25 protein-coding genes are annotated in these 25,057 nt (G+C 48.5%); 14 read left to right on the forward strand and 11 right to left on the reverse strand.

Annotated elements, in window-relative coordinates; all coding sequences use genetic code 11:
- Positions 1-81 precede the first annotated feature (81 nt).
- On the forward strand, positions 82-1,062 hold the full coding sequence (locus tag BRW63_RS21485) for an ABC transporter ATP-binding protein (protein WP_073074450.1): 981 nt from the start codon (positions 82-84) through the stop codon (positions 1,060-1,062).
- 146 nt (positions 1,063-1,208) lie between these two features.
- Here the strand turns inward: BRW63_RS21485 and BRW63_RS21490 are convergent, their stop codons facing one another.
- Positions 1,209-3,152: a pentapeptide repeat-containing protein gene (locus BRW63_RS21490; RefSeq protein ID WP_083583149.1), complete on the reverse strand. Its 1,944-nt coding sequence runs from the start codon at positions 3,150-3,152 to the stop codon at positions 1,209-1,211.
- 219 nt (positions 3,153-3,371) lie between these two features.
- On the opposite strand from BRW63_RS21490, the gene BRW63_RS21495 reads away from it, so the two are divergent.
- The 5 genes from BRW63_RS21495 to BRW63_RS21515 all read left to right on the forward strand — a co-directional run bounded on the left by BRW63_RS21495 (position 3,372) and on the right by BRW63_RS21515 (position 6,236).
- Complete coding sequence (locus tag BRW63_RS21495) at positions 3,372-3,608, forward strand: hypothetical protein (protein ID WP_073074451.1); 237 nt, start codon at positions 3,372-3,374, stop codon at positions 3,606-3,608.
- A complete protein-coding gene (locus BRW63_RS29105) occupies positions 3,605-3,871 on the forward strand; it encodes a type II toxin-antitoxin system VapC family toxin (protein WP_223257459.1) in 267 nt (88 codons plus the stop codon). The genes BRW63_RS21495 and BRW63_RS29105 overlap by 4 nt, the downstream gene beginning before the upstream one ends.
- 277 nt (positions 3,872-4,148) lie before the next feature.
- Entirely contained in the window at positions 4,149-4,700 is a 552-nt protein-coding gene (locus tag BRW63_RS21505) for a Uma2 family endonuclease (protein ID WP_073074452.1), read from the forward strand.
- Positions 4,701-4,767: 67 nt separating this feature from the next.
- Positions 4,768-5,535 carry an ABC transporter ATP-binding protein gene (locus BRW63_RS21510; RefSeq protein ID WP_106254113.1) on the forward strand — a complete coding sequence of 256 codons (768 nt, stop codon included), beginning with the start codon at positions 4,768-4,770 and terminating at the stop codon, positions 5,533-5,535.
- 86 nt (positions 5,536-5,621) lie between these two features.
- On the forward strand, positions 5,622-6,236 hold the full coding sequence (locus BRW63_RS21515) for a chorismate lyase (RefSeq protein WP_073074454.1): 615 nt from the start codon (positions 5,622-5,624) through the stop codon (positions 6,234-6,236).
- On the opposite strand, the gene hpsU is transcribed toward BRW63_RS21515, so the two are convergent.
- Positions 6,233-6,832 (reverse strand): hormogonium polysaccharide biosynthesis acetyltransferase HpsU, encoded by a 600-nt coding sequence (gene hpsU / locus BRW63_RS21520; protein ID WP_073074455.1) that lies wholly within the window; start codon positions 6,830-6,832, stop codon positions 6,233-6,235. The two genes, BRW63_RS21515 and hpsU, sit on opposite strands and share 4 nt — an antisense overlap.
- Entirely contained in the window at positions 6,829-7,773 is a 945-nt protein-coding gene (locus BRW63_RS21525; protein ID WP_073074456.1) for a glycosyltransferase family 2 protein, read from the reverse strand. Before BRW63_RS21525 ends, hpsU begins: the two co-directional genes overlap by 4 nt.
- 176 nt (positions 7,774-7,949) lie before the next feature.
- Between BRW63_RS21525 and plsY the strand changes: the two genes are divergently transcribed.
- Entirely contained in the window at positions 7,950-8,669 is a 720-nt protein-coding gene (gene plsY, locus BRW63_RS21530; protein WP_244913255.1) for a glycerol-3-phosphate 1-O-acyltransferase PlsY, read from the forward strand.
- Positions 8,670-8,674: 5 nt separating this feature from the next.
- Here plsY and lptC read toward each other — a convergent pair whose 3' ends face one another.
- From lptC to metG, 3 genes are all read right to left on the reverse strand, one after another.
- Positions 8,675-9,838 carry an LPS export ABC transporter periplasmic protein LptC gene (lptC, locus tag BRW63_RS21535; protein WP_073074458.1) on the reverse strand — a complete coding sequence of 388 codons (1,164 nt, stop codon included), beginning with the start codon at positions 9,836-9,838 and terminating at the stop codon, positions 8,675-8,677.
- Positions 9,839-9,988: 150 nt separating this feature from the next.
- On the reverse strand, positions 9,989-10,606 hold the full coding sequence (locus BRW63_RS21540) for a LabA-like NYN domain-containing protein (RefSeq protein WP_073074459.1): 618 nt from the start codon (positions 10,604-10,606) through the stop codon (positions 9,989-9,991).
- Between the two features lie 87 nt (positions 10,607-10,693).
- Positions 10,694-12,298: a methionine--tRNA ligase gene (metG, locus tag BRW63_RS21545; protein WP_073074460.1), complete on the reverse strand. Its 1,605-nt coding sequence runs from the start codon at positions 12,296-12,298 to the stop codon at positions 10,694-10,696.
- A 264-nt stretch (positions 12,299-12,562) separates the two neighbouring features.
- Between metG and BRW63_RS21550 the strand changes: the two genes are divergently transcribed.
- Together BRW63_RS21550 and BRW63_RS21555 are read left to right on the forward strand one after the other, a co-directional pair.
- Entirely contained in the window at positions 12,563-13,285 is a 723-nt protein-coding gene (locus BRW63_RS21550) for a lysophospholipid acyltransferase family protein (RefSeq protein WP_073074461.1), read from the forward strand.
- A gap of 27 nt (positions 13,286-13,312) precedes the next feature.
- Complete coding sequence (locus BRW63_RS21555) at positions 13,313-14,179, forward strand: alpha/beta fold hydrolase (RefSeq protein WP_073074462.1); 867 nt, start codon at positions 13,313-13,315, stop codon at positions 14,177-14,179.
- A gap of 159 nt (positions 14,180-14,338) precedes the next feature.
- Here the strand turns inward: BRW63_RS21555 and BRW63_RS21560 are convergent, their stop codons facing one another.
- Complete coding sequence (locus BRW63_RS21560; RefSeq protein WP_073074463.1) at positions 14,339-15,409, reverse strand: mannose-1-phosphate guanylyltransferase; 1,071 nt, start codon at positions 15,407-15,409, stop codon at positions 14,339-14,341.
- A gap of 493 nt (positions 15,410-15,902) precedes the next feature.
- On the opposite strand from BRW63_RS21560, the gene BRW63_RS21565 reads away from it, so the two are divergent.
- Together BRW63_RS21565 and BRW63_RS21570 are read left to right on the forward strand one after the other, a co-directional pair.
- Positions 15,903-17,297 (forward strand): LCP family protein, encoded by a 1,395-nt coding sequence (locus BRW63_RS21565; protein WP_106254114.1) that lies wholly within the window; start codon positions 15,903-15,905, stop codon positions 17,295-17,297.
- 34 nt (positions 17,298-17,331) lie between these two features.
- Positions 17,332-17,883, forward strand: a complete 552-nt coding sequence (locus tag BRW63_RS21570) for a pentapeptide repeat-containing protein (RefSeq protein WP_083583151.1) — start codon at positions 17,332-17,334, stop codon at positions 17,881-17,883.
- Positions 17,884-17,890: 7 nt separating this feature from the next.
- Here BRW63_RS21570 and BRW63_RS21575 read toward each other — a convergent pair whose 3' ends face one another.
- Together BRW63_RS21575 and pyk are read right to left on the reverse strand one after the other, a co-directional pair.
- A complete protein-coding gene (locus BRW63_RS21575) occupies positions 17,891-19,348 on the reverse strand; it encodes a phosphoglucomutase/phosphomannomutase family protein (protein ID WP_073074464.1) in 1,458 nt (485 codons plus the stop codon).
- Between the two features lie 144 nt (positions 19,349-19,492).
- Entirely contained in the window at positions 19,493-21,277 is a 1,785-nt protein-coding gene (gene pyk, locus BRW63_RS21580; protein ID WP_073074465.1) for a pyruvate kinase, read from the reverse strand.
- A gap of 404 nt (positions 21,278-21,681) precedes the next feature.
- On the opposite strand from pyk, the gene BRW63_RS21585 reads away from it, so the two are divergent.
- On the forward strand, positions 21,682-21,933 hold the full coding sequence (locus tag BRW63_RS21585) for a response regulator (protein ID WP_223257463.1): 252 nt from the start codon (positions 21,682-21,684) through the stop codon (positions 21,931-21,933).
- A 19-nt stretch (positions 21,934-21,952) separates the two neighbouring features.
- Here the strand turns inward: BRW63_RS21585 and BRW63_RS21590 are convergent, their stop codons facing one another.
- Positions 21,953-22,879 carry a COP23 domain-containing protein gene (locus BRW63_RS21590; protein WP_223257460.1) on the reverse strand — a complete coding sequence of 309 codons (927 nt, stop codon included), beginning with the start codon at positions 22,877-22,879 and terminating at the stop codon, positions 21,953-21,955.
- Between the two features lie 237 nt (positions 22,880-23,116).
- Between BRW63_RS21590 and crtR the strand changes: the two genes are divergently transcribed.
- Together crtR and BRW63_RS21600 are read left to right on the forward strand one after the other, a co-directional pair.
- A complete protein-coding gene (gene crtR / locus BRW63_RS21595; protein ID WP_073074467.1) occupies positions 23,117-24,052 on the forward strand; it encodes a beta-carotene hydroxylase in 936 nt (311 codons plus the stop codon).
- Between the two features lie 112 nt (positions 24,053-24,164).
- Complete coding sequence (locus BRW63_RS21600; RefSeq protein WP_073074468.1) at positions 24,165-24,557, forward strand: phage holin family protein; 393 nt, start codon at positions 24,165-24,167, stop codon at positions 24,555-24,557.
- A gap of 73 nt (positions 24,558-24,630) precedes the next feature.
- Here BRW63_RS21600 and aroH read toward each other — a convergent pair whose 3' ends face one another.
- Entirely contained in the window at positions 24,631-25,044 is a 414-nt protein-coding gene (gene aroH, locus BRW63_RS21605) for a chorismate mutase (protein ID WP_073074469.1), read from the reverse strand.
- Positions 25,045-25,057: the final 13 nt, after the last annotated feature.

Genomic DNA, 25,057 nt, shown 5'->3' on the forward strand with positions numbered 1-25,057 from the left:
ACAAAGAATCTCTGACCTCAAAATCAGCCGAATCGAGAATTCGATAAAGTGGTTTAATATCTACACCTTTGCCGAGACGAAATGGATGCTTCTGTAGATTTACCGAGTCAACCTGCTGAGAACGATCGCCCGATCGTCCTCCAAACTCACGACCTGAGTAAACGCTACCGCACCGGATTCTGGTTAAATCAGACGGTGGCATCGCTCAAAGACGTGAGCTTGACGGTTTACCAAGGCGAGACTTTTGGGCTATTGGGACAAAACGGCGCAGGCAAAACCACGCTGCTCAAAACGCTTTTAGGCATCGTGCGCCAAACTTCAGGGCGGGCAACCCTGCTAGGTAAACCGTTGGGCGATCGCGTCGTCAAACAACGAGTCGGCTATCTGCCAGAAAATCCCTATTTTTATGACTATCTGACAGGCTGGGAAATGCTGAAATTTGCGGCGGGGCTGTTTCAAGTGCCGCAATCGATTCAGCGCAAACGCATTCCCCAACTGCTCGATCTGGTGGGGTTAGCGCAATCAACCGCCCGCAAAAAACAACTGCGGCAATACTCCAAGGGAATGCTGCAACGGATTGGTATGGCACAGGCGCTAATCAACGATCCAGAATTAGTCTTTTTAGATGAGCCGATGTCAGGCTTAGATCCGCTCGGACGTTATCAACTGCGAGAAATTATTCTGTCGCTTAAGTCTCAAGGCAAGACGATTTTCTTCAACAGTCACGTTTTATCGGATGTTGAGAAGATCTGCGATCGCGTTGCCATTCTCGCTCAAGGAGAACTGATTTCTATCGGCTCTCTACAAGATCTGTTGGGCATCGCAGACACCTATCAGGTTAAAGTCAAAGGCGGCAACCCCGACGTTTTAAAGCAGCGAGTGGTTGATTTAGAATTTCAAGAAGGCTATTGGGTAGGACATCTCAAGGGCGACCCCCAAGATTTTATTGCCAGCCTGCGTTTAATGAGAGCGCAATTGATTTCGATTCATCTAGCCCGCCCGTCGCTAGAAGAATTTTTTGTGCAGCAGTTGCACGATCGGGGCATTCACTCCAGCAGTTAACAATGGTTCGGACAGAATTAGACGACGGTAGCACCGTTGCACACATTACAAGGGAATGCCGAGAAGTTTGGCGATCGCAGGTAACAACTTTCCGCAGGCTTCGACTAAAGTTGCGGTGCTGGGAAGTGCTTTGATCGTGGCATCAACTATGGTAAAGGAACTCCGGCTGCTTTGAGCGCCAGTGTGAGAACCATCTTTGCAGCTTCACTCACCGTTGTCTCACTGGCTTTGTTTGCCATTGCTTTGCCCCAAAGCGTCAATTTTTCCTTTAGAGCAGGATTTTCCCCTGCTTCTTTTGCCAAATCAGTTGCAACCTGTTGCTGAGAGTCATCGACGGTTACACCCCGATTTTGAAGATGCTGGAGTAAGTCTTGAATCTGCTGAGCCGCTTGAGTCAGGTCTTGACTCATGTTGATGTACTGAACATTGCTCTGTTGACTGCCAGCTTGAGCAGTATCAACGAAGTTACCAATACTGGAACCCCGGAAGTCATATTTGGGTGGTTGATTCTCAGCCATCGTTTCAACAATCCTCTCGATATTGGTATTACTTTGAAGCAGACTTTGACGCAAGAAGCCTACCTCATCTCGATATTCCGAAACCCGTTCCTCTAGCTGTCGAATTTGCCCTTCATAGAGTTGCTTCGCCTGACGCTCGATCACTGCTTTGTCTGCTTCTGGTGGAACTTCCAAGCGAATTACAACAAAGGCTCCGCCGCTTTTCTTTTCGATCGCCTGAATAGAGATGTTTTCGTCGCCGTACTGCGATCGTAATTCTTGAAAGGATTGGAAGAACGCTTGCCAGTCGATGCCATCGCGAAAAATCAAATCAACCGTGTCTAAGGCTTTCTGGAATAGTGTTGTAAATTCTCCGGGTGCAAACTCGCTGCTGCTCGGTCGGCGCTCTCGTTGATTTTCAAGTAAGTAAACAAACTTGGCATCAACAGATTGAAGGTTCGTGGTGCTGTTAATATTCCAGGCTTCGATACACGCACCTGTGAGGTATGCACCCATGAAATTAGCGCCAATGGCTTGAGCTTCGGTAAGATCGGTGTGTTGCAGATCGGCACAGATTAGAGTGGCATTACTGAGATCAGCATATTTGAGGATTGCGCCATTGAGTTCCGCATCGGTTAAGTCCGCACCTCGAAGATTAGCGCTTTCAAAGTTTTGATTGATGCCTTTGCCTGTGACCAAGAGTTCTCGAACGTTGCGACTTGCCAGAATGGAGTCTCCAACCTGAGCGCGGTTCAATTTCTTGGCATCCTTCCAGCAAACCTGAGTCAAAATTGTTTTCTGCTCGCGGCTATTCGCAAAACTAGTATTTTTGAGCAGTGCGCCTGAGAACGTCGCGCCTGTTAAATCAGCTCCCTGGAAGTTGGTTCCTCCTAAAGCGCTAAGAACAATGCTAAAGCGTCGAGCCAATGCAAACTTTTCATCTTCTTTAGATACTCGCCAAGCAACATAGAAGCTCAGAAGCACCGTCAAGACTGCGACTGCGACCGAGACTACAAATGCGCTTGAAACTGCAAATGCGAATGCAAATATAACTGCGACTGCGACTGCGACTGAGACTGCAACTGCAACTGCGACTGTGCCTGCGAGTGCGACTGCGAATGCGACTATGCCTGATACTGCGACTGCTACTGCGCCTGATACTGCGAATCCGCCTGCACCTGCAACTGCGAGTGAGACTGAGAATGCGGCTGCGGCTACAACGCAGATCAAGATCGTTCCAAATGCTTTAGTCGTTAAACCTTGATGAGCGATTGCGAAGTAAACAGCTATCAACATGAAGAGAAGGGATAATCCTGGGAAAATCGTATATTGATTCCTACTTTCTGGTGTGAGAAAGTAGCCAACGATCCCAGCAGTATAGAAGATTGAAATAAAGTTCAAGATTACTGAAAGCACGAAAGCAATGACGGCTTGGAGAATCACCCAACGCTTTTGCAGTCCTGCCTTTGCCCCAGTAAAGTTTGCGTCTCTCAAAATCGCATTGGTAAACTTTGCCCCTCGAATGTCCGCATCCGAAAAATCTGCGCCAGTCAAATCTTGACCTTTGAAATGCTGACCAGAAAAATCTTTCATATCGGAGCAACGTCAATCGATTTCTCTACAGAAATAACATAGAGATCTCTCAGTTGCTTAAGTGTCGCAGAAATTACTTTTGTTTTATTGAATACCAGCAACTAAAACAAGATCTTTTGAACACCGTGGCAACTTGCACATCGAACTGTCAGAAGCTAACCGCGATATATTGATTTCATCGATTCTTTGATAATCTTCGCCAATTTCTAGGAGAACTCGATGAGTTCCTCGATCGTTACCGAAATCGTACAGCAAGTCCACGATCTCCCCGATCCTCTCCAACAGCAAGTTCTCGCTTTCGTCCTGACGCTTCGACAACAGCACCTTGAAAAAGACCCTGATGCCTGGGACATTCTCGAATCACTGACAGGCACGATCGAAGCCCCAGCCGACTGGTCTACCGAACACGACCATTATTTATACGGTACGCTCAAACGTCCAGCTACAGAATCATGAACCGCGATCGCTTGTTTCTAGATACCGCCTTTATTCAAGCCCTCCTCAACCCTCGCGATAACTACCACAACTCAGCAAAAGCACTATTTCCACGAGTTCGCAGCGCCGACGAGATTTGGATTACAGAAGCAATCTTTGCTGAAGTTGGCAATGCGCTCAGTGCATCGAATCGGGATGGAGCTATCAAGTTCATCCAACAGTGCTATCAAACCGATAACATTAGCGTCATCAACATCGACACAGTACTCTTTAGACAAGCCTAGATCTTTACAACTCCCGCCCCGATAAAACTTGGGTCTTACGGACTGCATCTCGTTTGTAGTCATGACGATAAATGGCTTAACAGACGCTGTAACCGCCGATCGGCACTTTGTCCAAGCAGGCTTTCGCGCCTTAATGCTAGAGCATCCTTCGCCATAAATCCATTCCCAAAGCTAACTTGTTCTCATTCACGAAACAAATTTTGTCCGAAGTATTGAGTTAATGTGAGACCTTATAAAAAAATAGAATGATGGAATCAAGAACCATATTGGAGGGTTTATGCCGCTCACTGCTCACGATCTAGAAATCTTCCAGCAGCAGTTTTCCGATTATCAGATGGAATTAGTAGATGGAGAGATCGTTGTTATGAGTCCGTCTGGATTAGAGCCTGATGAGATAGCGGTTGAGATTTCCCGTCAACTAGCTAACTGGGTCAGACCCCGAAAGCTTGGGCGTGTCTCAGGCTCCAGTGCTGGTTTTAGACTTCCCAATGCCAATGAAGATGTTCGCGCTCCTGACTGCTCTTTCGTCAAAGCAGAGCGACTGAAACGAACAACAAAGGACTTTGCGCGACTGGTGCCCGATCTTGGCTTTGAAGTGGTATCAAAATCAGACTCCCTGGCAAAGCAGCGTCAGAAGGTCAAGTTCTACCTTTCGCTAGGCATGGTTGCTGGAGTGGTGGTTGACCCCAGAACGAGGATTGTTGAACTGTTTCGCCCAGGGGAAGACAATCCCACTGTTTTGAGAGATGGGGATGTTTTGACGGTTCCAGAACTCCTTCCAGGTTGGGAGATGGAGATTGCAAGTATTTGGGCACCAGAGTTTGATTAGCCGTCAATTCTGCTGTTTGACCGCTCCTATTCTTCCCTAAAGTGGCAAATTTTCCTGGAGAATCTTGATGAAAAATTCAACGCCCGTCCTGTCCGCTTCGGGATTAATCAAAAGCTTTGGTGGCGTAACGGCGGTTAATAATGCCTCGATCGAGGTCGCGGCTGGCAGTGTCACTGGGCTAATCGGACCCAACGGCGCAGGCAAAACGACGCTGTTTAATTTACTGTCTAACTTTACTCATCCTGACCAGGGGCAAGTTTTATTCGACGGGGAGCCGATTCAAAACTTGCAGTCCCACGAAATCGCCCAACGGGGCATGGTTCGCACTTTTCAAGTCGCTCGTGTGCTGTCGCGACTGTCAGTGTTAGAGAACTTATTGTTAGCGGCTCAACACCAAACGGGAGAAAAGTTTTGGAACACTTGGCTTTTAGGAAAACAGATTGCTAAAGAAGAACGAGAAGCCCGCGATCGCGCCATGGAAATCCTAGAATCAGTCGGACTGGCAGAAAAAGCCCACGACTACGCGGGTGGACTTTCAGGCGGGCAACGCAAACTGCTCGAAATTGCCCGATCGCTGATGACTCGACCTAAACTTGTGCTGCTCGACGAGCCTGCGGCAGGAGTCAACCCCACCCTGATCAATCAAATTTGCGAATACATCCACTACTGGAACCGTCAGGGACTGTCTTTTTTGATCATCGAACACAACATGGACGTGATTATGTCGCTGTGCGATCGCGTCTGGGTGCTTGCCGAGGGCAGCAATCTCGCGGTCGGTTCTCCTAGCGAAATTCAAACCAATGCTCAAGTCTTAGAAGCGTATTTGGGGCAATGATCCCCGATGTTCTTCATCCCAAGGCGGCTGAGAGAAATGAGTTAGGAACGGTATGATTGAAAAGAAGTTAACTTATGTAACGTTCCTTGACTGCCACCTTTAAACCCACCGATAGCGTGATTCTGCCAGCTAGCTGGAACTTCCTCAGCCCTGTTTGGCAAGGCAACGATCGTGACGTTCAGCAAGGCTTACCCCATAGCCAGTTAGCCCCAACCTGGCAACTGTTGCTTCTAGGCGATGGTTCTCCGACTCGCCACCTGCAACTGCTCACAGGTGAACCCACTGAAGTAGACGTGATTGACATGTCTGCGATCGGGTTTGATCACGACAATGCCCCTGACGCGATCGAGATGGTGCCAGGCCCACGATTGCGGCGACAAGTCTGGTTAAGAACTGCCTCCGGTCAGCGATTAGCTTATGCAACCTCCTGGTGGGAGCAGAGCCATGTGGACGAATATTTGCAGAACCGATCGCTCCCCATTTGGGCGAGTCTGGCGCGTCTGCGAACTGAGCTATATCGAGACGTGAAAGGCATTTGTTATGGTGATTCCAGCGTTTTAGAAGCCGCCTTTGAGCAATCGGGGCCCTTTTGGGGAAGACACTATCTCTTCTGGCATCACGGGCAACCTCTAACCGTGATTTACGAAGTGTTTTCACCCTACTTACAAAAATATCTTGGTGAAATGCAGCTTCACGATTAAGCATCCCGAACAGTTCTGGGATAGCGAGGACGGCAAGGCGTTCCCCAGCAAACTTGTTGTTCTGGCAATGACGAGAAGACGCTGCTTCTTGCTCCTACTAAAGCGTTTGCTCCAATCTGAACGCCTGCACCGATGAAGCAATCGGTCGCGACCCAAACTCCATTGCCGATCGCAATAGGCGCAGTCAACAGCCCAAACTTAGGATCTTGAGCATCGTGACTTCCGGTACACAAGTAGCTCTTTTGAGAAATCACGCAGTGTTCGCCAATCTGAATCGACTCCAAGCTATAGAAAACCACATCATCACCAATCCAGCTATAGTCGCCAATTTCCACCTTCCAGGGATAGGTAAATCGGGCCGTCGGACGAATCAACACCGCTTCGCCAATTTTTGCCCCAAACAACCTCAACAACTGGCACCGCACCGAGTTAAACGGGTGAGGCGTTAACGGAAACGCAACTCCTTGCACGAGCCACCACAGCATCACATACCAACCAGGGCGACCACGATCGAACCCAGTTTGATGATATTGACGCAAATCAATCAGTGGTTTTGCATTCAAAACCGGGGGCAGCTTTGCCGATTCTTGATTCATGATTCGGGGTTGGCGATGGCTTGAGAAGTCGCAATGGGAGCCTCGTTTTTGTTCGTATTCAAAGTGCCACCACATTGACGCAGTTCGTAGAGCTTTACGCCAATTTGGTATTCATATTGACTCAGTAACCGTCCGTAAATGTAGCCTGCTTTTCCGTCTAAAAAGCCTAGACGAATGATGTAGAAAAGCACGAATCGCAAAAGCGGCTTAAAGGGAAGTCTGACCCAAATGTTTTTTAAGAACCGTTTGCGCTGCACAGCATTGCCAAAAAAATTGGCTCCGATCGTGCCCTGCTGATCCTTCCCGTTTAGTCGGTTTAAATAAACCTGAGCTTCCCAATTAGAGTAGCGATTGTGTCGTTCTAGCCAGTGATAGAGATCTTTAAAGTCTATGTGCAGCATATCTTGCTTGAGATATCCGACTTTTCCGGGCAAGATGACGTGTTCGTGAACTTCGTTATCGCCAGTGTTGCGGATCTCCTCGGTTTTCAGGTTTTCATAACGCCCTTTGGAGTGTTGAAACAACCGCAGATTCCAGTCGGGATATTTGCCGCCGTGACGAATCCACTGACCGAGAAAAAAGACTTTGCGGTTGAGATAATAGCCATCACACTCTGACTGCTGAATTGCCGTCTCGATTTCATCCCACAATTCTGGTGGAATGCGTTCATCACAATCGACAATCAGCACCCATTCATTGCGAAACGGCAGATTTTCTAGCGACCAATTTTTCTTTTTAGGCCAACGACCATTGAATTGAAACTGCACCACTTTGGCACCGTGGTTTTGAGCAATCTCGATCGAGCGATCGCTACTCTGAGAGTCAACCATAAACACTTCATCGGCTCTGGCAACGCTCTCAAGACACGCTGGGAGGTTTGCTTCTTCGTTTCGAGCTGGGATCAGGACAGAAACCGGAATTTTGGGGAGCTTAGAGTTCATGGTTCAAAAAATTAGGCGTGAACGCAACTCAGAGTCTAGCTAATATCGCTCTACCCTTAAGTCGAATCGATGTCCTCTAGTGTTCCCATCTCAGAACTAGCGCATCTACCTGCTGACCAATTCTAAAGTTGCAGGCTGTCTCAATTTTGGCTCGATCGGACAAGGACTGATGGATAATGAGTTTTCTAGCCCCTCATCCTTTCCTCTTTATGCTGCCTTGGTATATCAATAATGAACTCCTTTTAATCCTGGCTTATTTGCTGGGTTCATTTCCGACGGGCTATCTGGCAGGACGGTTGCTCAAAGGCATTGATATTCGTGAAGTCGGGTCAGGTTCGACAGGCGCAACCAATGTTTTGCGAACCTTAGGGAAAGTGCCTGCGATCGTCGTCTTATTGATCGATGTTTTAAAGGGAGCGTTAGCGATCGCAGCAGTAAACTTCGCATTTACCCAGCTACCCGGATGGCTTTATTACACCAAGGTCGTAGATGTTAATCTCGCCAACTGGCAGCCCTGGATGATCGTTTTAGCGGGGCTGCTTGCCTTATTGGGGCACAGTAAACCGATCTGGCTCAACTTCAAAGGCGGCAAGTCAGTTGCGACTAGCCTCGGCGTTTTATTAGCAATGGATTGGCGAGTCGGGTTAAGCACGATCGCCGTATTTGCGATCAGTCTCGCCATCAGTCGCATCGTGTCCCTCAGTTCGATTACAGGAGCGATCAGCGTCACGGCATTGATGATCGCGTTTCGCCAGCCGTTGCCCTACTGTCTGTTTGCGATCGCGGGTGGAATTTATGTGATCTGGCTCCACCGCACCAATATTCAACGCTTGCTCACCGGGACTGAGCCTCGCTTCGGACAAGCGCTGCCTGAACAGCCCGAAGATGGCGGGTAGAGGAGTTATTGTTTCGGCTGTGGGGTAATCTGCAACTCGACCCTGCCCCCGTTGACGGCAACTTGCTGATCGTCAAGTTTGCCCGATGCTCTCGGGCCTGCCAGGCTAAAGGGCGGATTCTCCTGACGATAATTGACGTTGCCCGTGGCTTCAAATTGCTGAGTTGTGATGAACCAAAGCACTCGATCAGCATCCAGCTTTGACTGATTTTTCTGTCCGATCCCACGAACATTGCCCACAAGATCGACGGTATTTTTCTGCAAGTCCATTTGTCCCTGATTGGCGTTTAATGTGACTTGTTGAGGCGGATTTATAATGGTAATCGGCTGGCTAGAGTTGATGGTTTGAGCATCAAGGTTCCAGAGCAAATTATTACTACTGACTTGCACCCCTTTTTCTTTAGAGTCTAGTTGAGCATTTTGCTGAAGATTGACGGTTTTGGCTTTCAAATCGACATTGGCTTTGTCAGCAGAGCCGCGATCGGTCAACACTTTGTTTTTGTATTGATCAATCTGAATCGGACGATCGGCGATCACGGTTTCTCCTTTGACATTCCAAGTCAGGTGTTCTGTTCTCATTTGAAGTTCAGGCTTTTTAGAAGAAGCGACGATCTGACGAAATAGCTCCATCGTCCGAGCGCGAGTTAAAACCCGGCCTTCTTGGGCTGAAAACTGCATTTGTTTATGAGTGCCCGTCACATTATTGCGAACCAGCAACATATCTTCGGTGGGTCGCCACTCTAACTCATCGCCCTTTAAGAGCGTGCCGTCTCTGATGTCGGTTGCAATGATCTTTCCCTTGAGCAAAATAGATTTGCCGTCACCTTTGACTTCACCTTTTTGGGCTGAAATCTGAAAGACAGGTTTGCCGTCTTGATAAAGCTCACCTTTTGGGTCTTCAATCACTGCGTTTTTCTGATCTTTGCTATAGCTGGCTTGCTTTGCTTTCACCTTCCACCAGAGCTTGCCCCGATCGTCTGCTTGCTCTAGAGTCACATCGTTAAACGTGGCATTGCTGTCAAATCGCTGAATTTCTTTAGTGTCTTCTCTCAGTTTGTCAGCAGTTCGGTTGCGATTGAGACAGCCGCCTACGCTCGTGAGCAATGTGATTAAAAGTAAGTTAAGAGCGATCGTTCGCTGCAAATTTGTTTTTTTAATAGCAGTCAGCATAGAGATAGTTAAAACACTTATAAAAGCTTAGACGCGATCGGACGCTAAAATGCTCCCTGGCTGCTTCGCCATAAAAACAAGGGAGTGTGGAAATTCCATCACTCCCCTACTATGGCGGCTATGTAGAGTCATCGGTGATCTACTAAATCGCTATCGCATTGAATGGTCATCGTCCGAGTCATCCATGATCCCGATTCCCGTGAGCGGACGGTAAGTATAGCTGCGAGGTGTTTTTTGAATATCTTCTTTGATGTTGTCGAGATCGACGTAGCGATCGGCAACGTTGATCAAACTATCACTGGTCATTGACCGTAGACTGACTACCTCAACCCGCACCCCGCGATAGCTGACCGCATTCACGGCATAAGCCAAATCCCCATCTCCACTCACCAGCACAGCCGTGTCATATGACCCCACCAGCGACATCATATCAATGGCGATCTCGACATCCAGGTTTGCTTTCTTAGAGCCATCGGGTAGCTGCACCAAGTCTTTTGAGATGACTCGATAACCGTTGCGCCGCATCCACAGCAGAAAGCCCTGTTGTTTTTCATTTGTGCGATCGACCCCAGTATAGAAGAACGATCGCAGGAGACGAGAGCCAGCAGTCAGACGACAAAGCAGTTTGGTATAGTCAATTTCGATCCCCAGTTGCAGCGCGGCATAGAAGAGATTGGAGCCGTCAATAAAAATCGCAACTCGACCCCGATTTTCAAGAACTTGCTCTGGTGAAAATACTATTTCAGATTCGTTTATATGATTCAACACAATTGCTAACCTCAGTTTGTTATGAAAAGTATGGATGTTTAATCTGTATGAAATGTAGAAAAACTATGACTTGATCTCTTGACTTAATTAAGAACTTTCCTCTGGAAGCTCTAATTTCTGAAACACAGGATGTGGCTCACCCAGAATTTGTTTAGCTGGAAGAATTCCCCACGTTTGATGGTTTTGAAAAGTGGTTGAAACATCAATTAAACGAGTGTCAGCAAAATCAGCCGAATAGCCTAACTGTTGATAAATTTGAGTGCTGACGTTAGGAATAATGGGCGACAAAAGATAGGCTGCTAATCGAACCGATTCTAAAACCGAGTAAAGAACTTGCTCAACGTCGGCTTGTTTTCCTTGTTTATAGAGTGCCCAGGGTGCTTGCTCGTCAATATATTTGTTGCCCATTCTGACAGAAGTCAAAATCGCATCACAAGCACTGCTAAAGGCAAGATCGTCGTAAGCTTGAGCCACTTTAGATCCTAACTCTGATCCCACCGCTTTCAAGAAGTTATCAGCCGCAATCTCCTCGCCAGAAATATCGGGAACGTGACCTCCACAGTATTTTTGCGCCATCTTTAGCGTTCGATTTAGCAAATTACCTAAATCATTGGCTAAGTCAGCGTTGAGTATATTGACGAAACGAGTTTCATCAAACACCCCATCTCGACCAAACTCGATTTCCTTAAGGAAATAGTAACGAACGGCATCGGCTCCATAGCGATCGACGAGAGGCACCGGATCAATAGCATTGCCCGTACTTTTGCCTATTTTCAAACCATCGCGCACCAGAAAACCGTGCCCAAAGACACGATCCGGTAAAGATAACCCTGCCGACATCAGCATTGCAGGCCAATAGACGGCATGAAAGCGCAGAATGTCTTTGCCAATCAGGTGAATGTTAATCGGCCACCATTTAGACAGGGCATTGTCTAATGTTGGCTCAGCGTCGGGGTCAAGCAGGGCGGTGATATAACCTAGCAGAGCATCAAACCAAACATAGAGCGTCTGCTTGGGATCAACAGGCACCGGAAACCCCCAGTCTAGGTTTCGCCGGGAGATCGAAAAATCTCGCAAGCCTTGTCCCACAAAATTTAGCACTTCGTTGCGACGAGTCGCTGGCAAAATAAAGTCGGGCTGGTCTTGATAAAGCTGTTCGAGTTTTTGTTGATAGTTTGAGAGGCGAAAGAAATAGTTTTCTTCATCACGCCACTCGGCTTGTTTGTTAGGGTGAATCGCGCAGTAGTGGTCGTCAAGAAGTTCTCGCTCTTCTTTAAACTCTTCGCAAGCGACACAATACCAACCCTGTTGCTGGCTCAGATAGATGTCGCCGCTTTCCCAAACGCGTTGAAAGAACTCTTCGACAATGGCAGCATGACGATCGTCTGTGGTGCGAATAAAGCGATCGTAGCGGATGTTGAGTTTATCCCATAGACTTTTGAAGCCTTCTACAATCAGATCGCAGTGTTCTTGCGGCGATCGCCCCAAGCTTTCAGCCGTGCGCTGAATTTTTTGCCCATGCTCATCGCTTCCGGTCACAAACAGCACAGATTTGCCTTGCAATCGCTGGAAACGCGCCATCGCATCGGCTGCGATCGTCGGATACGCGCTACCAATGTGAGGTAAATCGTTTACATAATAGAGCGGTGTCGTGATGGCAAATCTGTGCTTCTCGGCATTTTCAAAACTCATGGATACTATAAAAACAATTCTCTAATCTAAATTAGATAAATAGAGTGACCCCACTCTCACCTAATCAATATGTACTGATTCTAACCATCAATGCTCTGCAAAATTAGAGAGACAATCTTAAATAACTGAGTAGAGTGTTCAGGGAAACTTATCAATTGACTGTCTAAGGTTAAGCAAATATTTACAACTTGAGAGGTTTGTTGCTCTTGCTAAAGTAAAGTTAATAATTAAGTGACTACTCCATAAAACTCTGGTTCGGTGTGCATGGCTTCTGATAGTCCACTTCAAATTTCGCGGTTGTTGCTCTCGGCAATGGGGATTCAAATGTATCTGCATCATCGCGATCGCGTGCCTCAGACGGGTGCCACTTTGGTTGTCAGCAACCACCGCAGTTTTCTAGATGCCCCTTTGTTGATGTCGGCAATCGACCGTCCGATTCGATTTGCTTGCCATCACTACATGGGTCAAGTGCCCGTGATGCGCGAAGTGGTCAAAAAATTAGGCTGCTTTCCGCTAGAAAGCTCAGGTCAGAAACAGCAGAGCTTTTTCCATCAAGCCATTCAGCTATTGAAAACTCGGCAGGCAGTTGGTGTGTTTCCAGAAGGAACTGAGCCAATGGTCAACAGTCCCGCCCGATGCGAGATGGGAGAATTTCAGCGAGGGTTTGCTCATCTCGCTCTCAAAGCCCCGGTGCAAGATTTGGCAGTTTTGCCGATCGCGATCGCCGTTCAAGACGAAATAAAAAGTTCGGCAGTTCCTTTAAAACTGCTGAGTTTTTTTGATCCCTCTGAGCCACTATTTGATCAGGAGGGCTGGCATCCGTTAGTGGTTTATCAGCGAGTCAATGTTTTAGTAGGTCGTCCGTTTTGGATCACACCCTCCGATCGGCAAAAATATCAAGGCAAAGGGGCACGCGCGATCGTTCAGCATTTCACCAGCCATTGTCATGACGAAATCAACAGCCTGCTGATTCGGGGATGCTATTGAGATTTTAAGTTTTTAGTTTTTTGTTCCATGATTCAAAGTCACCCTTGCTTTCTCACGCCCAAGACGCTCAAGCCTAACTATCCGCTATTTGTGTTTTTGCCAGGAATGGACGGAACGGGGCAACTCTTGCGTACCCAGACCGAAGGACTAGAAGCCAAGTTTGATGTGCGATGTCTGGCAATTCCGTCCGATGATTTGACCAGTTGGGACGAATTGGCCCAGCAGGTAGTCGAGCTAGTCAAAGGCGAACTGGCCAGCGATGATCATCCTGATCAAAACCAGCGATCGGTCTATCTGTGCGGTGAGTCATTTGGGGGCTGTTTGGCGATGAAGGTCGCTGTTTTAGCACCAGAGCTATTCCAGCGAATCATTTTGGTCAACCCAGCTTCATCGTTTAATCGCAGACCCTGGATCTCGTGGGGATCACAAATCAGCCGCTACTTACCAGAAGTTGCTTACCAGTTTTCGTCGGTGACGTTTTTACCACTTTTGGCATCGTTTGGTCGCATTGCAGAAGACGATCGACAGGCACTCGTTCAAGCAGTTCGATCTGTGCCTCAAAAAACATCGATTTGGCGAATGTCTCTGCTGCACAAGTTTCAGGTGCCCAGACAGCAGCTAAGACAACTCACTCAGCCCGTTTTGATTATTGCGAGTGCTGATGACAAACTGCTGCCGTCGCTGCCAGAAGCCTATCGGTTAAAACGAGCCTTTCAAAATGCCTACGTGGTGGTGCTTCCAGAAAGTGGTCACACCTGCCTCTTAGAGTCTGGGGTCAATCTCTATGACCTGATGAAAGCCCACGGCTTTTTAGATGAGAATCTCGATACTGAGACAATTTCTGCTGCGGCGAACGGCTCGGTCGATCGTGGATTGGCAGCCAAAAAGATGTGATACTTGGTTTTTTCAAAGATTCTTCTGCGTCTGACGCTTCACTCTTAGGATTCTGGATTAAATAATGGGGGACAGCCGTCTCGGCTGTTTAAGTCAGGCAAGATGCCTGACCCACAAAGTTCTCGGAGTTATTTAATTCACGATCCTGAGCCGATTCTCTTACAATAAATCTTCAAATTCCGATCGCGTGTGCAGCGTTTTAAGAATGGTTTTGATCTCTTGAGTTCGGTCTTTTTTGGCAATCAGAGTGACTTTTCCATCGCGGACAACTACCGTGTCTTCTAAGCCGATCGTCACAATCAGTTCATCGTCATTCGTGGAGTAAAGCAGCGTTCCTTTGGTGTCTAAGCCAACATGCTTTGCCAACTCTACGTTGGGATTGTCTGCATTTTTGAGCAGTCGCTCGATCGCGGCCCAGTCCCCTAAGTCATCCCAGCCAAAGCTAACAGGCAGCACATAAGCGCGGTCAGTTTTTTCCATTAGTGCATAGTCAATGCTTTTTCTGGGAAGGGTTGGATAGGCAGCGACTCCCTTCTCTTCAAGCGGAGTCAGAATTTCTGGCGCATGGCGGTGCAATTCTTTCAGAGCCACCTTTGCCTGAAAAACAAACATGCCTCCATTCCAGCTAAAGCGACCGCTGTCTAGAAATGCTTGAGCCGTTTCTCGATCGGGCTTTTCGGTAAAGCGATCAACGCGATAGGCGGGATACCCGGCTGCGCCATAGAGTCCGATTTTCTCGCCCTGCTCAATATAGCCGTAGCCAGTAGCCGCTTGATTGCAGGTAATGCCTAGCGTCACGATCGCCGCTTCTTTAACAGCAAGATCGACGGCAGCGGCGAGGGTTTCCTCAAAAATCTCTTGGTTATCGATCCAGTGATCGGCGGGAAAGAACCCCACGATCGCGCTTTCGCCATAGCGTTTAGCAATCTCTAAGGTGCTCCAAGCGACGGCAGGTGCGGTGTCTCGTCCTTCTGGCTCGACTAGCAGATTGGCTAGGGGCAATTCGGGAAGCTGTTCTTGAACGCCCTTTGCCAAGTGGGAAGCGGTGACAACCCAAAGATTGTCCCAGCCGTTGGCGACGTGGAGAAGACGATCGGCAGTTGACTGCAAGAGGCTGCGATCGCTGCCGTCAAGACATAAAAACTGTTTAGGACGGCGTTTGCGGCTCAAAGGCCAAAAGCGTTCGCCCTTGCCTCCAGCGAGAATAACGGGCACGAGAGGTTGGGTCATAGTGAATATCTGCTGCGGAGCAAGTCAAATAGGGGGCAAATTTGGTGCCAAAGCTGGGTTGGCGGTGAGAGAGATCGTTAAGCAGATGAACTCACCGTCACAATCTTAATGAATACCAAAACCTTAAAGCTCCTGAATGACTAGATCTTCGCGAAGTCTTTTCAATTCATCCTACCTTTTCAGGTAGGGTGATAAGCTTCGCAAAAAGTTCAGGATGTCACAGTGGGCAAATTACTCTGCTTCTACTGACTAGCCATAAGGTCGGGTTCAAGGGTAGAATTCCCAGAAGGTTACGCAACGTAACATTTTCTTTAATTGCAAAGAAAAATGCTTTCCCAAAAGTGAGCAAAGGGCTTTGCAGTCAACCGCTCGGTCGATTCTATCTGAGTAGAGAGAGAAAGCAGGAAATGTTTGGGTTAGGATATCGAGGAATCATTTGGGATGGTAGTGTAGATAGCTTCTAGTGTCAGGTTAGTTCTTAAGTGGTGGGGAAGTGGAACAGTTGAAGAGTCAATCAACGTCGAGACAGCAAGCTGTGCTGGAAAACCGTGACGGGCAATCTGCGTCCACTGTTTCCACGTCGGTGCCAATTCCTTTAAAGAATCCTGTTAGAAGCATTACAATCTCTCGCTCCCTATTTTGGGGCTTTACATTTCTGATTGCTGCGACCGCTTCTGCCACGATCGGCACCACACTGGCGCTGATCGCTCCGCTACCCGGTGCGGTTGCCCCCGCAGAAGGGCAAAAGATTTTTAATGACCTGTGGCGCAGCGGCTTTCAATATTATGTGGGTCGCCCAGTCAATATTCTGGTGATGGGGATCGATAAAGTCCCTGACGTGCCAGACAACTCAGACGAGGTTTTTTCAGGACGTAGCGACACTATGCTGCTGCTGCGAATCGACCCGTCTGATCAAACGGTCAATTTACTCTCGATCCCCAGAGATACCCAAGTTGAGATTCCAGGAATTGGGGTGACGAAGATCAATCAGGCAAATGCGAGTGGTGGCCCTGCTTTAGCTCGTCAAGTAGTCACCAACACCCTAAGCGGAATTGAAGTCGATCGCTACGTGCGCGTCAGCACCAACGCCTTTCGCGAGTTGGTCGATCTGCTAGGTGGTGTCGATATTTATGTGCCTCAACCGATGTCTTATGTAGACAACACCCAAAAGCTGAAGATCGATCTAGCTCAAGGCTGGCAAACTTTAAATGGAGACCAAGCCGAGCAGTTTGCGCGATTTCGTCACGACAACCTTGGCGATATTGGACGAGTTCAGCGTCAACAAGCATTAATCAAGGCACTGCGATCGAAGTTGGCGAGTCCTTTAATGCTGCCGCGTGTGCCGAGTCTAATCACGATGATGCAGAAGTACATTGACACAAACCTCAGCGTTGAAGAAATGCTAGCATTGGTTAACTTTGGGCTGAAATTAGACAAAAACGATTTTAAGATGGTGATGCTGCCGGGACGGTTTAGCGCACCAAACGAGTTTGCAGCCAGCTATTGGATCATGGATCCGCAGGGGCGCGATCGAGTTCTGCAAGACTATTTCAAAGTGGGGTCAACTGATGGGTCAAGTGCTGTCAGTGCACCTGTCAAAATTGCGGTGCAAAATGCGTCTAGCCAACCCGAAGCAGGCAATCAGTTCGTGAGTTATTTGGCCAGCTTGGGCTATGAGAATGTTTATCTGACTCAAGATTGGGCAGACCATCAGGGCAAGACTCAAATCATTGTGCAGCGAGGAGATTTGCGATCGGCAAACGCTCTGCAATCAGCGATCGGGTTTGGTGGCATTGAAGCTGCCTCGGTTGGAGACTTAGATTCTGATTTAACCATCCGTGTGGGGGATGACTGGTTAGCCCAACAGCCCCTTAAATCTAAGAAGTAAGATAATAAGAATCTGACAGATTTTGCTTTTCCTGATGCATCTGCTCACTCAGAACCCGATTTCTCAGCAAGCTTTTAAAGGGGTCGCACTCGCGTCTTTCTTAATGCGTATTGTGATTATTTTGGTGTTGGCTTGCCTTTGGGTGTTGCTTGCTGCAACGCCTGCCAACGCTCAAAGCAAAACGATTAATTACACCAGCACTCAGCTAGAAAAGCGTGATTTCTCAAATACTGATTTAGAAGGGGGCGTTTTTGTCGCTGCCGAAATGCGAGAAGCGAACTTTCAAGGCGCTAACCTGAAGAGCGCAATTTTGACCAACGGCAATCTTTTGTCAGCAAATTTGGCCGGGGCAGACTTAACTTGGGCACTTGCCGATCGCGTCACTTTCTATAAAGCAAACTTGACCAACACCATTTTTGTAGAGGCGACTCTTACGCGCAGCATTTTAGATGAAGCAGATGTGACGGGGGCAGATTTTACAGATGCGCTGCTCGATCGCTACACGGTCACAAAGCTTTGCAAAACAGCGTCTGGGGTTAATCCAGTCACAGGAGTTGCCACGCGAGAGAGCCTCGGATGTCCCTAAGTATTCATCAAACTGAGCCTGCCCATTCTTTTGCCCAGTTTAAGGTTTGGTTTACCTGCTCGATCGTAGCCGCTTCGCAGTAGAGCCGCAAAACAGGCTCGGTGCCACTAAAGCGAATCAATAACCAACTCTGATCCGCCAACCGAAATTTATAGCCATCGTCAGTTTGACAGTGAATGACTGAGCGTCCGGCAATCTCTTTTAGGGGCTGATTTTGCAGTTGATTTAGAAGCGCTGCCCGAACATCCATGCTGGCGAGGGGCAGATCAATGCGATCGTAAACCGCCGTGAACCCTGTTTTGAGTCGAAGCTGGTGATCTTGTTCGCCTAGATCTTGCCCAGTTTGCACCACGGTTTCTAAAAGATAGAGCGCGGCAAGCAGTGCGTCTCGTTCGGGAATGTGATGCCCATAGCCAATTCCACCCGATTCTTCACCGCCTAAGAGAACCTGAGTTTCTAACATCCGATCGGCGATATATTTATATCCGATCGGAGTCTCAAACACGGGTAGATTGTGCAATTTGGCAACCTGGGGCATCAAGTCAGAGCCACTCACGGTTTTCACAACTTCGCCTCGATAGCCCTTCCGAACAAATAAATGCTCAATTAGAATCGGGATCAATACTTGAGAACTGAGGAAGTTGCCTTGCCCGTCTACTGCCGCGATGCGATCGGCATCTCCATCAAACACCAATCCCACGACGGGGCTATCACTGCGATAGTCTCGAATTGTTTGTAATAGCTTAGACAAATAGCGAGGCAGCGGTTCAGGTGCGCCGCCTTCAAATAGGGGATCACGATCGCTGTTCAATTCCTGAATCGGAACTCCCAGCAGTCTTTCTAATCCTGTCGCAGCGGCACCGTGCATGACATCGGCAAACACCGTCAGCTTACCTTGAGCAATGGCTTCTTGAATGGCGACGATATTCACCTGCGATCGCAGCCCCTCACAATAACTCGTCCAGGGATTAAACATTTGCAGCGAACCCGGCTTCTCGGTCGGTCGTTCTCTGACTTCCGCTTTGATCAAGGCTTCGATCTGCTGCGTCACGTCGGGCGGCACTGATCCCCCAAATGCACCTTTGACTTTCAGCCCAGAATATCCACCGGGATTGTGACTCGCCGTAATCACGAGGGCACCTAGAGCATTTTGCTGCTTGGCGACCCAGCTAAAGGCCGGAGTCGGCGCAAAGCATTCAGATAGCAAGACATCAAACCCGATCGCTCTCACCGAGTCAGCCGTTGCTTGGGCAAACTCTTCAGACAAGAAGCGGCGATCGTAGCCGACGATAATCGTGTTACTCCCGGTTGTGTTGCCATAAACTTTGGCAAGCACCTGAGCCGCAAGCGGGGCAACAAATGTCAGTCGATCGAAAGTAAAGTCGGCGGCGATTAGTCCTCGCCACCCGTCGGTGCCAAATTTAATCGGGTTGATCGTCGTCACGATCGGAGCGGAATGAACCATGGTGCCACAACCTCACTAAAATCTGCCTCGTCTTAGAGTTTATCTAGATGCGCTTTCTGATCTCAGTATTGGGCAGATGCTACACCATAACTTAACAAACCTAGCTCAAAGCATCCGTGAAATCACTGCCTAAATCCTACCGCTTTACACTGGGGAGAGTGCAGCTTCGGTCTGAGTCGAGTTAGCAGCACCCGAATAGACTAAGCCTCGCTGCATATCCAGGGTGATAATCTCGCCGTCTCGAATCACGGCTGTAGCGTTTTTGACTCCCACAATCACAGGCACTCCCAACCGTAGACCAATGACAGCGGCGTGACTCGTGAGACTGCTATCTTCAGTGATGACTCCTGCCGCTTTGCGAATCGCCTCGACATAATCGGCACTCGTGTTAGCCACTACTAAGATCTCTCCGGCATTGAAGTGAGAAATTTCTGAGCCGATCGCCGCCACTCTAGCCCGTCCGCTGACTGAGCCTTGACCGATGGCGACTCCTTTGCCCCGAATGGCAGTGACGACTTCAACTTTGATCAAATCAGTCGAGCCAGCAACGCCTTGCAGGGTTCCGGCGGTCATCACGACTAAATCGCCTTCACACACTAAGTCTTTTTCTTGAGCCACGTTGAGAGCCGCCTGAAAGGTCTGCCAGGTTGAGGGCAAATCTAGCACCAGCAGAGGCTTAATTCCCCAAACAAGCTGAAGTTGCCGGGCCACGTCAACATGGGGCGTGATTGCCAGAATCGGTGTTTTAGGACGAAACTTTGAGACGTTTCTGGCAGTGGCTCCTGTTTTGGTGAGCGTCATGATGGCCCCTGCCCCTAGCTGATCTGAGATTCGCCCCACGGCCTGACTGATGGCGTTGGGAATTGAGCGTCCGGCATCTTCTGAAAGGCGCTTGCCTTCTTCTTTCTCGATTCGCACAGCAATTTGCACCATCGTTGAGACAGCTTCGATCGGGTAGTTGCCCACGGCGGTCTCATTCGAGAGCATCACCGCATCAGTGCCGTCAAGAATTGCGTTTGCCACATCAGAAATCTCGGCACGAGTCGGACGCGGGCTATTCACCATGCTGTCGAGCATTTGGGTTGCGGTGATCACTGGAATGCCTAACCGATTGGCGGTAGCAATCAAGCGCTTTTGCAGAATCGGCACATCCTCGGCAGGAAGCTCAACGCCCAAATCGCCTCGTGCCACCATCACGCCATCTGAAATCGACAGAATGGCTTCCATCTGCTCGATCGCTTCGTGCTTCTCAATTTTGACAATCACCGGAACGGCTTTTCCGGCGCTGGAAATCAATTCTTTGATTTCTAAAACGTCTTGAGGATTGCGGACAAAACTCAACGCAACCCAATCTACGCCTTGGTCTAACCCAAACACTAAGTCTTTGCGGTCTTTATCAGTCAGCGCCTTGATCGACAGATAAACCCCCGGAAAGTTAACCCCTTTGTTGTTAGAAAGTGGGCCGCCGACCACCACGCGGCAATGGAGCGCTTGGGCATCTCGATCGATCGATTCCACCTTCATTTCGACTCTGCCATCGTCTAGCATAATCGTGGCACCCGAAGGGACTTCTTCAGCCAGCAAATCATAAGTGACCGAGCTGATCTCTTGAGTTCCGGGGAGCAAACGGCTCGTAAGCGTGAAGGGATCGCCCTTTTTTAGCACGATGGGCCCGTTTTCAAATCGCCCCAGCCGAATTTTGGGGCCTTGCAAATCTTGCAAAATTCCGACGGGCTGATTTAAGTCGTAAGAGATCTGCCGAATTAGCCGAATGCTCCGCAAATGGTCATCGTGGCTACCGTGGGAAAAATTGAGGCGTAGCGTGGTTGCCCCAGCTTCAATCAGTTCCCGTAAAACTTCTGGACTACTGGTCGCAGGACCGATCGTCGCGACAATTTTGGTTCTACGCTGGGAGGGTTGCAATTGCATGAACAGAATCCGGGAGGCTACAAAGAGTAAAGGATTAAAGTGCGGTGAGGTGATTACCGAGTCTCTTAAATTAAAGGAATACAGAAATTGTTTTCTAGCCTGAAACTACGAGCAAAAATGGCTGCTTATGGTCAACTAGATCAAGTCACTTGATCGCATCTCAGCTTAGATTAAAAAAAGCTTATGCAAGTAGTTTAAGCGAAGACTCGCCCCTATTTGCACTTCTGAGAGCAAAGCTTCTATATAAGCATCAGGGATATTACCATGTTTGGCAACGCTTCAGAAAAAGCATCACAAGAACTTCTCACAGCTAGGCAAGCAATTGGAAAAGTTTGACCTCGATCGTCACGATGCCACTTCTCAAACCCCAAATGGGATAATTAAAAAGAGTCCGATCGCCATTCATCTCTCTTCTCTCAGATCTCTTAGTCAGCGATATCGGAATGCCCGAAATGGATGGCTATATGCTGATGCAGCAGGTGCGATCGTGGTCATTAGAGCGCGGCGGACAGATTCTTGCGATCGCCCTGACTGCCTATGCAGGCGAATATGACCAAGAGCAGGCACTCTCGGCAGGGTTCCGGGCCCATGTATCAAAGCCAGCGGAACCCGATCGACTGATTGCGATCGCGATTCAACTGGCAGGAAAACAGTAGAGTCTTTGGCTCAGAAATTTTAACGACGGAACAGTTTAGGCAGACGAGGTTTGGCATTAGAACGGATGGCAACTCCTCCATTCAGTCGTTCGCCTGTGCCCCCGTCTTTACGGTCGAGAAATGGCTTCAAGTTAATGTCACTTGAGCGCAGAGTTTTAGGGGGAGCGGTTGCACCATTGCGTCCCAAGCCGCGAATTCCTAGCAAGCTACCCAACTGATTGATAATATTGCCGTCTGCGCCGTTTTGCCCATAGGTTAAAACGCCCTGGGTTTGTTGCCCACTATCGGCGATCGTCAAGTTTTGAAACACGCGATCGCGGGTTGTTAAAGGATCTTGTCCGTTGGGTACCGTCAGCACAATGCGACAAGACGGAACTCGATCAGTCGTGACGCAAATCGTGTTGTAACCATTCTCGACGGCGGTTTTCATCTCCAACAACCCATCAGATCGGTAAGACTCTAACCGACGCGAAATCTCATTACAGCGTCGATCAGAACTCCAACCGCCACCTAAAGCACTCGGAACCGCCCAGGGATAGGCTCGATTAGGCTGACTCTCTGGCATATACATCACGGTGTATTGGCTGTTAGAGTTTTGGCAAGCAAACCGCACTCCACTCAACGGTGGGTTAGGAATCGTAGATCCAGGAATGGTAGTTCCGCCAGTTCCTGGCTCAGTGGGGACAATTACATCACCAGAAGGCGACGTGGTTTGTGCTACCAGCACACTATTAGCAGGTGCAGCGATCGCCGCGCTACTCAACAGCATCGCCGCGCCCGTTGCTACGCTAATCTGCAAACCTGTCTTAACCTGCGATCGCAACATTGTAGTCAACCTCAAATATGTAAATAATTTAGACTGGGTGGTGCCCTCGATCGGCGAGAGTTCGCGGCTTCTGGTGGTGCGCCTCAGTCCGATATCAACCTCAAAAACCCCTGAAGCCATAAAGCTTTTCGACGAATACGTTTTGTTCGCATCCTGATTACCCAGACCCCGCTTTTTCTACCAGGTTCCCCAGGCTTTCCAGATTGCTCAACCCGTCTCTTCGTCTGCCGACGCTCGATCGCCACTTGGTTAATGGAATTTCATCTGATTCATCAGTCAAGCTTAACGGGCTTTACTTAAGTTCATGATTTTGCGTATCGTATACTACGCGAGGATACGACAAAGGAGAAAGAAACAATGTCGGCGGCAACAAAGCCCCTGACAGTTCCTAAAGAGTTGCTGGGCCCTCCTGGTGACTTCAATCCAACCCTATTGATTTTTTGGCTCTCGGTGGTTTTAGCGGTGATTTCAACGCTGGGCTATTGGTGCTGGGGTTGGATCGATTGGTGCTGCTTCTGCATGAATGTTTTGGCGCTTCATATGGTAGGAACCGTGATCCACGATGCCTGTCATGGAGTTGCCCATCGAAATCGATTGGTAAACGCTTTACTGGGGCACGGCAGCGCATTTCTGCTGTGTTTCTCATACCCAGTATTTACGCGGGTTCACATGCAGCATCACGCCCATGTGAATGACCCCGACAATGACCCTGACCACGTGGTTTCGACGATGGGGCCGCTGTGGATTATCAACGCCCGATTTATGTATCACGAGTTCTTTTTCTTTAAGCGCAAGCTGTGGCGAAAGAACGAGCTTTTAGAGTGGGGTTTAGCGCGGCTCTCTCTAGGTCTTGTGCTCTATCTGGGATATCACTATGACTTCATTGGATATGTGTTTAACTTTTGGTTTACCCCATTGGCAGTCGTGGGTCTGGTTTTAGGACTGTTCTTTGATTATTTGCCGCATCGCCCTTTTAAAGAGCGCGATCGCTGGAAAAACGCCAGAGTTTACCCTAATCGCTTGCTCAATTGGCTGATTATGGGTCAGAACTATCATCTGATTCATCACTTATGGCCTTCGGTGCCGTGGTATCACTACGAAGGAGCCTATCTTGCAACAAAGCCGCTTTTAGATGCTAAAGGCAGTCATCAATCGATCGGGCTACTCAAAGAAGACTTTCTGGGTTTCGTCTATGACATTTTTCTAGGAATTCGCTTTCATCATAAAAAAGCGCAGGTGGTTGAAGAAATTTTACCGATCGCGAAAACCCCTCAAGAAAACTCTGTCGAATAGGTGAGCCATTTGACAACTCAGAATCTATCTCGATGAAGAGGCTTTTACCTCACTGCTGCGTCAAGATCGGCTTTAGAAAAACTGATTATTTATGTAAGTTTGAGGGAAAAAAATGTTGGGATATTTCTTTGTAATCTTGTCAACTGCGTTGAGTCTGCTAGTCGTCGATATTGTCCTACCGGGCGTAAATATTGCGTCGTTTCCATCCGCTTTGATTGCAGGCGTGTCGATCGGTTTAGTCAACGCTTTTGTGAAGCCAATTCTGTCACTGCTGACTCTGCCTATTAATTTCTTAACGCTGGGCTTGTTTGCGCTCGTCGTCAACGGCATTTGTTTCTCGCTAGCGGCGGCTCTCACTCCAGGGTTTAGCGTTCACGGCACTCTGGCATTTATTCTTGGGCCTGTAATCTTGTCGTTTGCAAGCACCTTCCTGAATAAGTATTTTGCAGAACGTACTTCTGCCCCCAAACTAGAAAGTACTTCTGATCTCAAAACTGAAGTCTAGTCTCGTAAAACTGAATTAAAAAAGGGGGTTCGCCATCAGAGTGAATCCCCTTTTTTTAATATCAAATTGTTTTCTAATCTCGCGTTCTAAGTCTCATCGGTGAAGCGGTGAGTTGAGCGAGCGTCCAATCAGGTCGAAGGCTCTTGGCGTGTCTCATATAGGGATGATAAATTCTGATTTCTGGGTCAGGCGTGTTGAAGTGAATCAAGAAGCGAATGCAGCGCTCTAAACTTCCCTCGACATACATTTGCTGCACGTCTAGCAACGGCACATTTGACCAGTGAGGACGCTCACGAGCGATCGCGGCTGGATAGATGGCATCCAAATCACGAGTTGCGGAAAACGTAGCACTGATGATCTCGTCAAAATCAAGTCGATTATGAGCTTCTAGTTCATCCAGTAACTCAGTGACCGCTTCTCGAATTGCCTCGACGCTATTAGTCGAGACTGTTGTTGCCCCACGAACCGCTCGAACTCTCCACTGCACAGTTTCATCCCTC

Origin of the sequence: Phormidesmis priestleyi ULC007 (genome assembly GCF_001895925.1) — a bacterium.
Classification (GTDB): domain Bacteria; phylum Cyanobacteriota; class Cyanobacteriia; order Leptolyngbyales; family Leptolyngbyaceae; genus Phormidesmis_A; species Phormidesmis_A priestleyi_A.